The organism is Muriicola sp. SD30 (genome assembly GCF_041205185.1).
Lineage (GTDB): Bacteria > Bacteroidota > Bacteroidia > Flavobacteriales > Flavobacteriaceae > Muriicola.
In genome coordinates, this window is sequence record NZ_JBGEWB010000002.1 from 328,392 (window position 1) to 342,232 (window position 13,841).

Sequence of the window (13,841 nt, forward strand, 5' to 3'; positions counted from 1 at the left end):
TCCTTCTGAAGCTTATTCCACCACCCTTATTTTCAAGATCCTGACATCCTCAAGGGGTCTGTTCATATCACCTGTATTTACTTTGGCAATGGAGTCAATAACGTTGAGACCCTCTACCACTTCCCCATATACAGTATAGTTCTGATCGAGGAAGGCGGTTCCTCCTTCTGTTTTATAAACTTCTCTCTGTGCAGGAGGTATGGTATACTTCTCAAAATTGGTATAGGTGGTGGCCATGTTTCTTACACTGTCCTGAAGGGTTCGGAATTGCCTCCAATTCTGGGCAGAATCGGCTTTTTTCAATCCTTCATACAGTTCCTTATACTGGGGATCGTGTATCAGGTAATGTTCAGCCAGCCATTCATTGATGGTGTTTTCGGCCAGGGTGAGCAAGCTATCTGTCAGAACCTGTCCCTGGACCAGGTAAAACTGCATTGAGCTTGAAGCCCGTTCGGGATTGCCGGTCCGGGCCGCAGCAAGGGCCCCTTTTTTGTGAAACAAGTCGGGGTGAAATTCCGCAGGCACGGTATAATCAAGGTCGCCGTTCCCAAGCGTATCTCCGGCACTGGCAATTTTGCTATCCGGATCACCTCCCTGTACCATAAAGTTTTCGATCACCCTGTGAAAAAGAAGGCTGTCATAGGCCTCTTCCCGGGCGAGTTTTAAGAAATTATCCCGGTGTTGAGGCGTCTCATTGTAAAGGGCGATACGCATGGTTCCCTTATCGGTCACCATCTCTACCATTTCTCGTTTCTTTTCGGGCTCTTTCTCTTTTTTGGTTTCGCAGGCTACTATACTCAGGAGTAGCAGGAGAGTTATTACTAGGGAGATTCTGGAATACCTCATAAAATGGATAGGGTTTAAAATGATTTTTCTAATAGAAATTTAGACATAGATGCTTTAAAGATAGGATTATGTTGGTGCCCCCCGGAGAAAATTTAATTTCATTTTTTAATGGCAGTGAGTTCGGCGAACTTATGCCGCTTCCTTCAGACTCACAAAATACATTTCCATAGCCCCTTTGCCTTTTACTTTTACCTCCCCTCTTTTCTCAAATTGCAGATCGGGATCACCCTGCAATAATTCATAGGTATTACGGGAGATATTTACCTTCCCCACTTTGCTGTTACTCTCCATCCGGGAAGCTGTATTTACGGTATCTCCCCATAGGTCGTACTGGAACTTTTTTACTCCGACAATACCGGCGACAACCGGACCTGTATGGATTCCGAGGCGCATTTCAAAAGCCGGTTTACTTTCGGAATCTAATTGATTTTTGCGCTCTGTGATAAAGCGTTGCATTTCGAGTCCGGCCAGAACAATGTTTTTTACTGCTACCTCTGAGGGTACGGGAAGACCCCCGGCCGCCATAAAGGCATCGCCGATAGTTTTAATTTTTTCGAGCTCATACTTTTCACAAATATGATCGAAGGCTTTAAAACATACATTGATCTCACTAACCAGTTCCTTGGCGGATAACTTTTCGGCCGTCTGGGTAAATTCTTTAAAATCTGAAAACAGGATGGAAACCTGGTCGAACTCCCTTGCTTCTGCACTCCCATTGGCCTTGAGTTCTTCGGCGATCTCTTCGGGCAGGATATTGAGCAAAAGGGCTTCAGACCTGTCTTTTTCCTTTTCGATGATCTGTTTGGTCTTCTGTATGAATTTATTACGGCGGTACAAGCCTATGGCAAAGAGGCCCACCAGGAGCATGGCAGCCCCGGTGCTGTAGGCGATGATCTTCTGGGTCTTTTTTTGTTCGTTCAGCAGGTCAACTTCCACCTGTTTCTGGGATACCTGATAGCTGGTTTCCAGGTCGGCCATTTGCTGGATGGACTCCATATTTCGCACGCTGTCGCGATACGCGATATGGTCTTTGTAATATTTATAGGAAGTATCAGTATTTCCCATTTGCTCGTGAAGCGTAGCCAGTTTCAGGTTGGTCTCGCTCATTTGGTCTTTCAGGCCATAGGTAGAAGCCAGTTTCAGGCTGCGTTCGGCATAATCGAGGGCCAAATTAAGATCACCTTTATTGATGTAAACATCAGACATATAGGTGAGGTAAGCGGCAATCCCATAATAGTCTTGTTGCTCCTCCAGAAGGGTAATAGCCTTATCAATGTTGGCCAGGGCCAGGGCTTCATTACCCTGCATGGCATAAACCAAGCCCATATTCCCCAGGTTGTAGGCCACGCCAATGGGATAGCCAAGGAGATCGAAAAGCTCTGCAGATTCATTGAAATGGAGAACTGCCGTGGCAAGACTGTCCTGATTGAGGTATTCATCCCCGGCATTGAATAGGGCAGTGGCAAGTTTAACAGAATCCTTTATTTCCCTGAAAATAGGGATGGATAGGGAATAATAATCGGTGGAGTTCTTATGGGCACCAGAGACGGAATATACATCCCCAAGGGCTATATAGGCGTTGCCTTCCCTTTTTTTATCCCCCAATTGTCGGGCAAACTCCAGACTTTTAAAATATGCTTCCAGAGCTCCGTCCAGGTCGCCCAGCAAACGTAAGGCTGATCCTTCGTTATAGTATGCCTGTAACAACCACTCAGGCTTCTCTGTTTTAGATGCCAATTGTCGGGCATAGTACAAAGAACTATCGGGATTATTGTGATTAAAGGAGATTTTTGACAACCATTGGAGGCGCAGGCTATCATTTGAATTATCACTTTGCTTTAGCAACCTTATCAGGCTGTCGGCTTCTTCTTGATTTTGAGCCATACCCTGCCTTATTCCCATAGTCAGGAAGATTAAAACCAAAATGAAACAGCTCGGTTGCCTTAAATACAATTCGCTTTAATTACTGGGATCTACTTTTATCTTAGGATCAAAATAATAGGTTTTGGTCACTCCCCCGTTGGTGAGTGTAAAGGTGATAGTATAGGCCTCATTGTCTGTTCCATCCGGAGGAATGGCTGTCCAGAGCACCTGTGCCTGTACCTTTCCGCTGTTGCCTATCGGAGTAACGGGACCAAGAACATTTTCACCAGACCCCTGTTCATAGGTAATATTAGTAATCGCATCCGAATAGCCTGCTTTGTTACTATTGCTACCTGCTACCGCCTGCCAAGTTACCTCACTTCCGGGATTTAATATGGTTTCGAAGGAGCTTTGATTGCCATTCTCTTTTCCTCCCCTGTTATCATCTCCCATAGATAGGTAGGCATTCGCCTGGGCATCTGTAAGCCTGGTTTGATCAGGGAGCGCAAAGATGGAGGGATAGTCGAGAATAGTCATTGTAACGGTTACATTTTTAGGGGTCTTGGCCTCACTCTGCATCCACAGGAAATTGGTTGTTGTTGGGATGTTACCCTGGCAAGCCCTTCTTCCGTTTTCATTGCCGCCATTAAATATGTTTAAAAATTGCATGCTGCTTTTTACCTGGATCTTAGACCAGCCTGGATTGGACGGATCTGGCGCTATCTGCCATAAAAAATTTTCGGGTGCCGCACTGGGATTTGGCAGGGGATTCTGGCCCGCTGTAGCACCGTTATCATTTCCTCCGTTGAGAACGTTGAGGTACTGACCACTGCTTCTTACCTTAATGAGCGACCATCCTGGTACAGAAGAAGGAATTACTTCCCACTCGAAATTATCGGTTGTAGGGGTTGCTCCCTGACAGGCTTCCGTACCAGCGGCATTACCGCCCCATGCGATGTTAAGCCATTGTCCTGAACTTTTTACTTGAAATTTTACATAGTTGTTTGGCATGTTGATTGGTTTTAAATATTAATTCCGTTAAGAAAGATAGTCTATTTATACGAATGCTATCAGCTGACTAAATTTTGAAAGTTCAAAGATGTAGGGCGAGGTGGAAACCTTCAGAATTACAGGGATGAATTCGACTAAATAATGTCCCAAATACCTGTAGAATTTACCGAACGATTTTTCTGACAAACTCAGGGAAAGTGGTTTTGGAAGATTTTATTGGGATTCGAAAGAGCTTTCCTCAAAGCAACCCCCTGCTGTTTTTGCTATCTTAGAAGAAAATTCTACCATGTCCCGATTACTTGTTTTGATTTTCCTGATATCGATTTCCTGTAGTTCCTCTAACGACCCGTTTGAGTCAGATCGATGGGTTTTAGACAGTACCTATTCCTACATGACACAGACGGAACAACAGGCCTCTGAGATGGACTATACGGAGAAGTTGGAGTTTGTATCCAACGGCCTATTTCTGAAATCCCTGACCCGGGATGGGGATACTACCGTCGTGGAAGGCCGATGGGTGATAAGCGAAGAGGGGGGCAGATCGGGGTATCTGGTCACTTATTCTGAAGATCATGATTTTGTTCGAAATTGCTTTGCTGAACCTCAGGAATTTTTCTTTGAGGCTGATGGCATGCTTATCCAAAGCGATTTTACCCCCTGTGACGGACCTGAGTTTCGCTATGTTCGCTCATCCGACTAAGCCGCTATGAAGTTTCAGCGGTAGATCTCACCTTTGTACTACCCTCAATCCCATTAATAAAGTGCTCCCCTCCTTGGAGGGGATTAAGGGGTGGGTCAACCTATGAGAAAAATAATACCCTATCATCCATATCTCGTTGTCCTAGCCAACAAACTCAGGAATAATATGACCTACGCCGAGATTGTCCTATGGCGAGAGATCAAAAACAAGAAGTTAGGAGTGAGATTTAGCAGACAAATCCCTATTGACAGGTATATAGTAGATTTTTACTGTAAGGATCTAAGATTAGCTGTGGAGGTTGATGGTTCCGTTCACTTTGAGGAAGGGAGTCATAAATATGACCTAAAAAGACAAACCCGACTGGAGTCTCTGGGAGTGCGTGTGATGAGATTTAGTAACCCTGACGTTAAAAATAATCTGAGCTGGGTTTTGGATGAGATAAGGAGGGAAATTATGGTGTTGGGACCCACCCCTAGGCTCTTCGTCGATGAAGTTTTTAAGCGTAAAGGGCCCACCCCTGGCCCCTCCCGGGAGGGGAAAATCAGGAGGAAATGACCTTGCGAGGTCCCCACCTTTGTATAATGCCCCCTTCTCATTAATAAAGTGCTCCCCTCCTGGGAGGGGATTAAGGGGTGGGTCAATCATAAAAAAAGCCCCTGCTTCTGCAAAGGCTTTTTCCATTTGATGAAAAAACAAGCACTAACTCAAAATTCCGTACAACCCAATTATAAAACCAAGGGCGATCAGCACCAGGATTACCTCCAGACTGATATTTAAGGCCATTAAGATCTTGTTTAAAATGGGGTGTTTTTCTGTATTTGTTTCCATAGCGACGGGGGATTTATACGTTCATTTTCTCTATATAAGATACCTCATTTTGTGGTGAAGCGGCCTATAATTGTTGTGAAACCCCAAAATCCTGTGGTGAAGCTCAGGACAGGAGGTCATACGTCGATTAAATCGGATTAACGGTACAGTAGTACAATCTCCCTTATTCTCCCCAAATCCGACTTCTGAATTTGTTGTACAGAAAGGAAATGATAAGCAATAAGACACCCAGGACCACAAAAAGGCCCGTTTTCGCCAGGGTATTCAGGTTGGCCAGGTCGTAGAACACCAATTTGATGAGCGTAATGCTGAATAACACCAAAGCGGCGATACGAAGGTGTTTCCTGCCCTTCCAGATACCTATGCTGATCAGAGCAAGTGCATACATACCCCAAAAGATGGTTATCCATAGTTTGTAAAGCCGATCCGCCCCACCAAGGTCGAGCCAATGGATCAGTTCACTACTAAGCACCCATAACAGGGATACAGCCAGAATGAGATCCCAGGCCGGGGTAAATGCCGCCTTTTGAAAGCTTTCCTTTAAATAGCGATAGGACACGAAAAAAACGAGGCCCATAAAAAGAATGGCAATGTACCGGATCAGGAGGTGGAATATCCCCGCTTCAAAGCCCTCATTAAAACTTTCGCCCAGGTAGCTCTCCCGCAGTTCACTCAGATCATAGAGGCCTATAGTTAGAAAGAATACGAGCCCAAGGCCTGCCAGACAAAGCCCCAGCACACCAAGCATCCTGCTTTTGATCCATTGGGAATTTACAAATAACAGGGTAGCAGTATAACCCAAGAAATATATCATTCCCCAAAGGGTTTGAAAAGCCCCCAGATCATAGTTATAACTCCTGCCATAAGAAACTTCGGTCTCAGAGGCCAGGAACCGGCCTTCCCAATAGTAACTTATCTCCAGGGCGACTGAAGCGTAAATACCCAGTAGAAGTAAGCTGCCTAAACCTATGGAGATAAGTCGCCATATCCCTGTATTTTTCTCATATGCCCCCTGGTATTTCTGATTGTGGTACAGATAATTAAAGTAAGCCAAAGCCGCACAAAAGAGCACAGAGGTAAGAAAAGTAGGATTCAGGAATGCTGTAAAAGCTTCTTCAGCATCTTCGTAGGCCCAAACCCAGTCTTGCACAAGGCTTATTGCAGACAATAGCAGAAGGGGGTAGGCGAGTTTTTCATAGATAGGGGCATTTTTGGTTTTACCGATATAGAAGAGGACAAGGGCTTCTCCTAACCATAAGAGAGTTACCCAGCTCCCATCAAGTTCAACCGGAATGCTGAGGGTGAGGAAGACCAATACCAGGCCCGAAATAAGGTAAAATATATTCCTGTCGATCCCTTTTCGGCGGTACACGAGAATTCCAATCCCAAGATGCAGGATGGCATTGCCAAGCGTAAACAGCCCCAGGTAATTTTCACCATCGGCCTGCCCTGTGAGTAAGCCATAGCCAAGCCCGTAGAAAATAAAGGAATTTGCCATAACCAGAACAATATCCAGGGATGAGTAAACCTCTTTCTTCAGGATTTTATAGGCCAGGAAAGTAGCGTAGAAAAGCAAAAAGAACAGCGCACTGAAGGCCATAGCAAGGATAAAATGGACTTCGGCATCATAGGTCGCAGCCACCCAACTCACAACAATAAGCCAGCTTAGCCCGAATGCTGCCAGGTATAATGGTTTCCAGTATTTTTTAAAGGCAACCACAAGGATTCCACTGTTAATAATGGTCATATAACTAAACAACACCAGGGCATTTCCTTCCCCGGTACTGAGTAAAAAAGGAACGGCATAAGCACCAACCAGGCCGATATGTGCAATAAACTGTTTGTTAAGCTGAAGGGAAGCTGCAACCGTAGCTACCGTAAACAGTACCATCATCAGAAAGGCTGCATAAGACGGGAATAAGCCGTAAAAATCATATGCCGCATAGGTAATAAAATAAAAGATAGTCATGGCACCACTGAACAGTACTGCACTAAAATTGTCGTACTTTTTTTGTAGGCGGAAACTAAGTCCCAAAAGTGCTGCCCCTACCAGATACCCCAGCAGGATACGAACTAGCGGACTGATAAGATCATTCTCAATGGAGTATTTAGCTCCTATCCCTACCCCGATAATCAGCACGGCAATACCGATCTTGCTGATGATATTCTCTCCGATATACTTTTCGAGATCTGAAGTTTTCTCACTGGTAGAAACCTCAGGAGTGGCCTTCCCATCTCCTGAATCCTGAATAGGAATTGCAGGGGTAGAAGCAGACAAACTTTCTTTTTCTGGCAGGCTAACCCATAGGATCATATAGACAACTGCTCCTATGCAAAACAGCAGGGCAAAAACCACCCACAAAAAGCGCATTAACGCCAGATTCATCCCTGTGCTATCAGCCATCCCGGAGCAAACTCCCCCCAGGATTTTATTGCTGTTAAGTCGGTAGTAGTTCCTTCCAGCCACCTCCCTTTCTTCCCTCTGGGCTAATACCTCTGGTTTTGCAGCCTCCGCAGCGGGGGCTGTTACTGCTTCATTTTTCAGCTGATCGATCTCGACTCTAAGGGCTTTAATTTCTTCTGAAAAATGGGAGTGTACCTGACTTAGTAATTCCAGTTTTTCGGTTAGGCGGTTGATCTGATCCTGACGATTCTCCATAATTCCCGGAAATATTTGGAAGGGGATGTTTGTATTCGTTGAACGGACTAAAGATAGGATTAAATCTCTATCCTTAAAGCTTCCTTAAAAGGGTGTTAATTTTTGGAAATGGTATGTGGACTCTTGATTATTTTCAGAGAAAAAGTATAGTTTTGGAATGTAAACCTAATCCAATTATCATGTTAAAGAAAATCGGAATCGTCTTGATCCTTGCCTTTGTGGTGATCCAGTTCTTCAGACCAGAGAAAAACAACAGTAACGATCTCACTTATGATATCAGCACAAAATATGAGGTCCCTGAAGAGGTAGATAAAATACTGAGGGTTTCCTGTAATGATTGCCATTCAAATAATACGGTATATCCCTGGTATGCTGAAGTTCAACCTGTAGGCTGGTGGCTGAATGACCATATTGAACACGGGAAAGGCCATCTGAATTTTTCTGAATTTACCAAAAGACCTATCGCCATTCAGAATCATAAGCTAGAGGAAACCATTGAAATGGTGGAAGAGAAGGAGATGCCTTTGAAGGACTATACCTATTTCGGTTTACACCCGGAGGCCAATCTAACGGATGAGCAGCGGCAGTTGATCATCAAATGGGCTAAAGATCAGATGACCTATCTCGCGAAGACCTACCCGGCAGACAGTCTGGTGATGCCCAGCAGGAGGTAAGCTTTAATTAAAATAGATCAAAACCTAACCGACTATTTCTGCATCTTCAGATAATAGTCGAGCGAGTGTTTCCCCGATCCATAGAAAATAAAGAAAGCACAAATCAGAAATACAACAACAGCCTGGATGAGGTTGCTCATGACCATTACGCCCAGGAAATTGGTAAGGATGGCCCCTATCAGAATGGGCATCTGCAATGCAACACTCCAGCGTGTCAACAGGCCAATGATGATAAAAAATCCTCCGACGAAATGGGCGGCTGCCACGTAGTGGATGATCATCATACTGCCCGGAAGTTCGCGGAAGGGATCCATAACCAGGGCCATAGCTCCCGCATCAGACATAAAGTCTACTCCTTTTAAGATCAGAAAGAACCCAAGAGCTGCACGTATGATGTCGAGCCCGTAATACGTATGGGCATTGGCCCATTTATTCCATGCCTTTATTGTTCCCATAACGCTGAAATTTTAATGATTACCCTGTATAAGGTACTCATTATTAGGCAGATCACAAAACGTCGGTAGCGCTATTCTCCTGCTTCAGAAAGGGAAATTTTATCCGGATCTAGTTGCTTTCTGTACTTTTTCCGGAGCTTATTAAGTTTAGGATTGATCACGTTTCTGCAAAATGGTTTCTCAGGATCCCTGCGATAATAATTTAGGTACTCTTCACTGTTTTTCCTGAAATCATTAAATGGGAGTACCTGGGTAATCAGCTTTTCTGAATATTCTGTTTGTAATGCTTCCAGTGTATTTTCCACTTCAGCCTTTTGGTTTTTTGAGAATACGTAAACCGCTGATCGGTATTTCTTACGCATCTGGTGAGCTGAGGTGGCACTATGGGTATCGAGGTGGATGTGTAAGAGATCCCAAAGTGTTATTTCTGCAGGATTAAAAGACAACAGTATCGCCTCGGAAAAAGACATGGCTTCAGTGGAAGAAACCCATCCCTGCTGTACATCCGAAACCCCTTTCAGGCTTTGAAAGATCGCTTCGGTACACCAGTGGCAGCCTCCGCCAAGACCTAATTTCTGAATCATGTTAGTAGATCTGTTTCTTTTGCAATGTATAAAACAGATACTGAAATACGGCAGCACTTTAAATTGAAAAACCCCCTGACAATGATCACACAGGGGGCCTTTCGTTGATTTGGGGTAATATGCTTACTTTTTCAGCAAGTCGCGTATCTCTGCCAGTAATTCTTCCTGACTAGGTCCTTTAGGAGCAGCAGGTGCTGGCGGCGTTTTGGTTTTGTTATATGCCTTAACGATCATAAACAGCACGAACCCTACGATAATCAGGTTGACGATAGTGTTGATCCACGCCCCGTAACGGATGGCGTTTTCAGCAATGGCACCGGCCTCTCCGGCAACTCCTGAAGCTTCAGTAAGTACGTACTTGAGGTTTGCAAAGTCGACTCCCCCGGTAAATTCACCAACTACGGGCATTACGATGTCGTTTACAAATCCGTTTACTACCAGGCCAACGGCTCCGGCCAGGATTACGGCTACGGCAAATTCAATGACATTGCCGGTCATAATAAAATTCTTGAATTCTTTTAGCATTGTTTTAAAGTTTAAATGATTAATAATTGTGTTTAGTATTCTTGTTACTCTTATCAGAATGCATAGCTAAGACCAATGGTCCAGTATGTCTGCAAGTCGTTATCTACAGTGTCGAAAGTCTCAGCTGTATTGCCCAGGGTATTAATAGAATAGTTCAGGGCTTCCTGCTTGTTGTTTCTCAGTCCAAAGTCGAAACCAACCCCAATCATTTTCCACAGCGTATAGGAAAAGGAGTTAATCCATGTCCAGTTGCTGAGATCTCCGCTTTCATAACTCTGGAATAAAGAGAGGTTACTCTTAAAGTTTACAGCTCCCACCTGACGGGTATAATCGGCAACGATTTTTGCTCCAAGGGAGGAGTTAAAGATGGTGTCCTCACTGCTGAAGACAAAGTTGTAGTTTAACGGATGGATGACCACTACCAGGTTGTCAGTGGGTGTCCAAGTTCCCCCAACCCCAATATCGAGGTATCCCGGATCGTTGAAATTATTGAGGATGGTTGTACGGTATTCCCCAAGGGTAGATATCGCAAATTTTTCACTCAGTTTTCGTCCGTAAAGGGAAGTGATATTAAACACATCTGTGGCTTCCCGGAAGCTGTCAGAATCCGTTGCATCGTCCTTATCATCGAGCTTTACCCACTGGAGATTCACATTTGCCGAATTTCTCCAGAAGAATTTTTCTTCCTTGAGATTTGCAAAGGCGTTGACAGTAAACCCGATATTTCCTGCCGAGTTGTTAGGGAACCCCTGGGAATACCAATTGTTAAAGCTAGACAGGTTGACCCCTATGGTGCCGAATGCCCCGGTCTTCCAACCTGGCAAGGCATCAATTTGTGATTGAAGGGCGTTTACCCTGCCCTGGATAGCCGCGATAGAATCCTTCTTTACGGCCTTTTCTGCTTTGAGTTCTGCTTCGGTTTGCGAATAGGCAAACATTCCTGCCAACAGGAATAAAGCAAGTAATCCTCTTTTCTTCATCGTTCTTGTATTTGTAGTTATCAATTAATTCTATTTAGGACTGGTCATCGATGGAAGCATCCACCGCATTTTTCTTTACTGAGGCGATCCCATTTTCCATCCCGCTGGCATTGGAATACATCTCACTTGTACCAATAATTTGTCCGTTTCTCGCTTTCATATTAAAATACGGACTGCCGTTTTTAGCTGTTTTCCTGTCGAAACGTTTGTCTTCTGAGGCGTTGTTCATTACCGAATGAATCCCTTTCTTGCAGCTCGCTTTACTCTTGTAGGTTTCGCTACTCAGGATGACCTGTCCGTTAGACGCTTTCAGATCGAATTTGTACTGACCTGATTTTGTTTTTCTGATTTCAAATTTTCCCATTGTTTTAATTTTACTATTTAATTACTCTATTTATTGATTTATATTTCTATTGTACTGGTTTCTGTATGGTGACGGGATTCTTCTCCCTGTTGTTACTTATTTCAGTTCTACCTTGTTTTGTACCAGATCCTCTATAGGAATCACAATTTTCCCTTCTTTGGTCTTGATAGTTACAAGGATTCCTTCTATGGCCTCAATCGTACCTTCAATTTTTTTGGTTTTGATGGCGTCCCCAACAGCATAAGTCTTTCTGGCATAGAAGGTGTTCAACAACTTCCCCACTACTTCTCTCGATCCCAGGCCGAGGCCAATGGCAAAAGCCAGGAGGAAGGCCCCAATAATCATGGTGATATTACTGGTGATGATGGCCGTATCGATTCCAGCCTGGTTAAGGGCTGTGACAAGCACGAAGATGATGATCATATAGTAGACGATGCCACTAATGATCTTTGAACCCCCCACTCCCATAGAATCAAAAATGCTTATCAGGGCCTTTTTAATGAGTCTGGCAGCATACATCCCGATCATAAAAATAACCACCGCGCTAAGCAGTACAGGGAGGTATCTCAGAAGGTTTGATATTTCTGTGGAGATGATAGTAAGACCCATGACCTCTGCAGCTACAATGATAAAGGTGATCCAGAGCACTCCTTTGATAAAGCCGAGAAGTATCTTTATTACATCTACTTTAATCTTGCTCTCCTCTCCAAATAAATGGGCGTCGTTTATTTTATCAGACAGTGAATCGACCCGTGCCAGTCTGAGAATTTTTTTCAGTACAAACCCAATGATCTTGATAATCAGCCATCCGATAATCAGGACGATGATTGCGCCAAGGATGCCGGGCAATGCCGAGACAATATCCGAGACTATGGACTTTAGTGAGTCTGTTGCTAAGCTTCCTAGTGTTTCCATAATAGTGAAGTATTTATTGGTCTTTTTTTCTTGTTTTAAACAAACTTGCGATTAACTCCTTCGTATTAAGCGTATATAGGGAGGCGAGGTCCATAAATAGTTTGGCAGCAGCCACATCCTGCATCACCTTCTTTTTCAGGTTTGGCGGAGCCTCCATGATTCGTTTGCCGAGATCTTTAAAAGGATTTTGTACGTTTTCTGCCATCAGGGGATTGCGTTATAGGTTGCTAATGTTTTTGCCTTGGCTCTTTTCAGTCGCATTTTTACTGCACTTTCCCCAAGGTCTAATAAGGCGCATAATTCTTTTACCGAAACATCGTCCTGGTATTTTAGCAGCAGCAGGGTCTTGTCTTCCGGAGGGATTTGTTCCAGTACAGATTTTAATTTATCAGAACGCATGTGGAAGAAACTCCTGTCTTCTACCTCACCAACCAGTTGATGTTCTGTTGCATCGAACTTTTCAGATTGTTCACTGATCTTTCGCCCTTTATTCCTGGTAACATAATTGACGCAAAAGTTATAGGTGATGGAATAGACCCAACTCGAGAATTTGGAGATACCCCTAAAGCCGCCCAGCTTGATATAAATGGTAAGGAAAACCTCCTGGGTGAGGTCTTCTGCCTCGTCTTCAGATTGGGCAAACCCGGAGCACTTGGTATACACCCTGTCTGCGTACCGGTCGTAAATAATTCCGAACAGCAGGGTGTTGTTTGTCACCACGATCTTCTCTACCAATTCCTCATCAGAGAGTTGGCGATAAGGATGATCCTTGTCGAGGGCCGATTTATTCCGATCCCCGATGACTACCAGAAATAATTTTCTAAGTATTGTTACCATGAGTTACGGTTGGTTGCCATTCTGAGCAATGATAACGGCCACCAAGATAGTGAAACATTAAAGCATAGCGACAAAAGCGTTCATGGGCGGCCCATTGAACAGCTTGCATTATACTTTTCGATTTCATTTCAGTTGATTTAGTTATTCATCGGGATGTGTTCCCATACTTAAGACCCCTTTTTTTGACGGTGGTCACTTTTTCCCGAAATTTTTTAAATAAAATATTGAAATGGCAAGCAAAAATCATTGTACTATCGGTGCCGGAAGACCTTTGAATTAAAAAATCCGGCAGTAGAACTACCGGATTGTCATGGTCCAATTGATGTAATTTTTCAGATATTAAAAGCCCGGGTAGCAGCATAACCGTAAGGGCGACTCTTTATTTGACCGCCAGAGAGGTGTCAAATTGATTTAAGGAGGAAGCGACATAGAATTCGGCTTCCCTGGCTAATTCAGCAGAATACTCCTGGTAGGTTAAAATAACGAGGGTTACTATAGTAATTAACAGCAGTCCCGTACATATCCTGGCTCCAAATAATCGTGTTGATTCATCCATTAGATCACATTACTGGTATAATTCACAAGTTAAAGAAAAGTTAA

17 protein-coding genes are annotated in these 13,841 nt (G+C 43.9%); 3 read left to right on the forward strand and 14 right to left on the reverse strand.

Annotated elements, in window-relative coordinates; translation table 11 throughout:
• Positions 1-12 precede the first annotated feature (12 nt).
• The 3 genes from AB8P51_RS06500 to AB8P51_RS06510 form a co-directional block, all read right to left on the reverse strand.
• The gene (locus AB8P51_RS06500; RefSeq protein ID WP_369747978.1) at positions 13-846 is read right to left on the reverse strand and encodes a peptidylprolyl isomerase; all 834 of its coding nucleotides are present in this window, start codon (positions 844-846) and stop codon (positions 13-15) included.
• Between the two features lie 129 nt (positions 847-975).
• Positions 976-2,748 carry an adenylate/guanylate cyclase domain-containing protein gene (locus tag AB8P51_RS06505; protein WP_369747979.1) on the reverse strand — a complete coding sequence of 591 codons (1,773 nt, stop codon included), beginning with the start codon at positions 2,746-2,748 and terminating at the stop codon, positions 976-978.
• Between the two features lie 57 nt (positions 2,749-2,805).
• Complete coding sequence (locus AB8P51_RS06510) at positions 2,806-3,720, reverse strand: RICIN domain-containing protein (RefSeq protein WP_369747980.1); 915 nt, start codon at positions 3,718-3,720, stop codon at positions 2,806-2,808.
• 286 nt (positions 3,721-4,006) lie between these two features.
• Between AB8P51_RS06510 and AB8P51_RS06515 the strand changes: the two genes are divergently transcribed.
• Complete coding sequence (locus AB8P51_RS06515) at positions 4,007-4,420, forward strand: hypothetical protein (protein WP_369747981.1); 414 nt, start codon at positions 4,007-4,009, stop codon at positions 4,418-4,420.
• A 102-nt stretch (positions 4,421-4,522) separates the two neighbouring features.
• Positions 4,523-4,975 carry an endonuclease domain-containing protein gene (locus tag AB8P51_RS06520; protein WP_369747982.1) on the forward strand — a complete coding sequence of 151 codons (453 nt, stop codon included), beginning with the start codon at positions 4,523-4,525 and terminating at the stop codon, positions 4,973-4,975.
• A gap of 144 nt (positions 4,976-5,119) precedes the next feature.
• Here AB8P51_RS06520 and AB8P51_RS06525 read toward each other — a convergent pair whose 3' ends face one another.
• Both AB8P51_RS06525 and AB8P51_RS06530 read right to left on the reverse strand, forming a co-directional pair.
• Positions 5,120-5,248 (reverse strand): hypothetical protein, encoded by a 129-nt coding sequence (locus tag AB8P51_RS06525; protein ID WP_369747983.1) that lies wholly within the window; start codon positions 5,246-5,248, stop codon positions 5,120-5,122.
• 163 nt (positions 5,249-5,411) lie between these two features.
• On the reverse strand, positions 5,412-7,907 hold the full coding sequence (locus AB8P51_RS06530; protein WP_369747984.1) for a DUF2339 domain-containing protein: 2,496 nt from the start codon (positions 7,905-7,907) through the stop codon (positions 5,412-5,414).
• A gap of 179 nt (positions 7,908-8,086) precedes the next feature.
• Between AB8P51_RS06530 and AB8P51_RS06535 the strand changes: the two genes are divergently transcribed.
• Entirely contained in the window at positions 8,087-8,581 is a 495-nt protein-coding gene (locus AB8P51_RS06535) for a heme-binding domain-containing protein (protein WP_369747985.1), read from the forward strand.
• Positions 8,582-8,613: 32 nt separating this feature from the next.
• On the opposite strand, the gene AB8P51_RS06540 is transcribed toward AB8P51_RS06535, so the two are convergent.
• The 9 genes from AB8P51_RS06540 to AB8P51_RS06580 all read right to left on the reverse strand — a co-directional run bounded on the left by AB8P51_RS06540 (position 8,614) and on the right by AB8P51_RS06580 (position 13,797).
• Complete coding sequence (locus AB8P51_RS06540) at positions 8,614-9,036, reverse strand: DoxX family protein (protein ID WP_369747986.1); 423 nt, start codon at positions 9,034-9,036, stop codon at positions 8,614-8,616.
• Between the two features lie 71 nt (positions 9,037-9,107).
• On the reverse strand, positions 9,108-9,620 hold the full coding sequence (locus AB8P51_RS06545; protein ID WP_369747987.1) for a peptide-methionine (S)-S-oxide reductase: 513 nt from the start codon (positions 9,618-9,620) through the stop codon (positions 9,108-9,110).
• Positions 9,621-9,743: 123 nt separating this feature from the next.
• Positions 9,744-10,145 (reverse strand): large conductance mechanosensitive channel protein MscL, encoded by a 402-nt coding sequence (gene mscL / locus AB8P51_RS06550; RefSeq protein ID WP_369747988.1) that lies wholly within the window; start codon positions 10,143-10,145, stop codon positions 9,744-9,746.
• A 53-nt stretch (positions 10,146-10,198) separates the two neighbouring features.
• Complete coding sequence (locus AB8P51_RS06555; protein WP_369747989.1) at positions 10,199-11,125, reverse strand: DUF3078 domain-containing protein; 927 nt, start codon at positions 11,123-11,125, stop codon at positions 10,199-10,201.
• Between the two features lie 34 nt (positions 11,126-11,159).
• Positions 11,160-11,489 (reverse strand): YegP family protein, encoded by a 330-nt coding sequence (locus AB8P51_RS06560; RefSeq protein WP_369747990.1) that lies wholly within the window; start codon positions 11,487-11,489, stop codon positions 11,160-11,162.
• Between the two features lie 96 nt (positions 11,490-11,585).
• Positions 11,586-12,404, reverse strand: a complete 819-nt coding sequence (locus AB8P51_RS06565; RefSeq protein ID WP_369747991.1) for a mechanosensitive ion channel domain-containing protein — start codon at positions 12,402-12,404, stop codon at positions 11,586-11,588.
• A 13-nt stretch (positions 12,405-12,417) separates the two neighbouring features.
• A complete protein-coding gene (locus AB8P51_RS06570; RefSeq protein ID WP_369747992.1) occupies positions 12,418-12,609 on the reverse strand; it encodes a hypothetical protein in 192 nt (63 codons plus the stop codon).
• Positions 12,609-13,241, reverse strand: coding sequence for an RNA polymerase sigma factor (locus tag AB8P51_RS06575; protein WP_369747993.1), 633 nt, complete (start codon positions 13,239-13,241; stop codon positions 12,609-12,611). Before AB8P51_RS06575 ends, AB8P51_RS06570 begins: the two co-directional genes overlap by 1 nt.
• 379 nt (positions 13,242-13,620) lie before the next feature.
• Positions 13,621-13,797 (reverse strand): hypothetical protein, encoded by a 177-nt coding sequence (locus AB8P51_RS06580; RefSeq protein WP_369747994.1) that lies wholly within the window; start codon positions 13,795-13,797, stop codon positions 13,621-13,623.
• Between the last annotated feature and the right edge of the window lie 44 nt (positions 13,798-13,841).

Coding starts and splice junctions, on each gene's coding strand:
- AB8P51_RS06520 (WP_369747982.1), top strand. CDS start 4,523: ATGAGAAAAATAATACCCTATCATCCATATCTCGTTGTCCTAGCCAAC.
- AB8P51_RS06580 (WP_369747994.1), bottom strand. CDS start 13,797: ATGGATGAATCAACACGATTATTTGGAGCCAGGATATGTACGGGACTG.
- mscL (WP_369747988.1), bottom strand. CDS start 10,145: ATGCTAAAAGAATTCAAGAATTTTATTATGACCGGCAATGTCATTGAA.
- AB8P51_RS06565 (WP_369747991.1), bottom strand. CDS start 12,404: ATGGAAACACTAGGAAGCTTAGCAACAGACTCACTAAAGTCCATAGTC.
- AB8P51_RS06535 (WP_369747985.1), top strand. CDS start 8,087: ATGTTAAAGAAAATCGGAATCGTCTTGATCCTTGCCTTTGTGGTGATC.
- AB8P51_RS06515 (WP_369747981.1), top strand. CDS start 4,007: ATGTCCCGATTACTTGTTTTGATTTTCCTGATATCGATTTCCTGTAGT.
- AB8P51_RS06500 (WP_369747978.1), bottom strand. CDS start 846: ATGAGGTATTCCAGAATCTCCCTAGTAATAACTCTCCTGCTACTCCTG.
- AB8P51_RS06540 (WP_369747986.1), bottom strand. CDS start 9,036: ATGGGAACAATAAAGGCATGGAATAAATGGGCCAATGCCCATACGTAT.
- AB8P51_RS06575 (WP_369747993.1), bottom strand. CDS start 13,241: ATGGTAACAATACTTAGAAAATTATTTCTGGTAGTCATCGGGGATCGG.
- AB8P51_RS06545 (WP_369747987.1), bottom strand. CDS start 9,620: ATGATTCAGAAATTAGGTCTTGGCGGAGGCTGCCACTGGTGTACCGAA.
- AB8P51_RS06530 (WP_369747984.1), bottom strand. CDS start 7,907: ATGGAGAATCGTCAGGATCAGATCAACCGCCTAACCGAAAAACTGGAA.
- AB8P51_RS06570 (WP_369747992.1), bottom strand. CDS start 12,609: ATGGCAGAAAACGTACAAAATCCTTTTAAAGATCTCGGCAAACGAATC.
- AB8P51_RS06555 (WP_369747989.1), bottom strand. CDS start 11,125: ATGAAGAAAAGAGGATTACTTGCTTTATTCCTGTTGGCAGGAATGTTT.
- AB8P51_RS06525 (WP_369747983.1), bottom strand. CDS start 5,248: ATGGAAACAAATACAGAAAAACACCCCATTTTAAACAAGATCTTAATG.
- AB8P51_RS06560 (WP_369747990.1), bottom strand. CDS start 11,489: ATGGGAAAATTTGAAATCAGAAAAACAAAATCAGGTCAGTACAAATTC.
- AB8P51_RS06510 (WP_369747980.1), bottom strand. CDS start 3,720: ATGCCAAACAACTATGTAAAATTTCAAGTAAAAAGTTCAGGACAATGG.
- AB8P51_RS06505 (WP_369747979.1), bottom strand. CDS start 2,748: ATGGGAATAAGGCAGGGTATGGCTCAAAATCAAGAAGAAGCCGACAGC.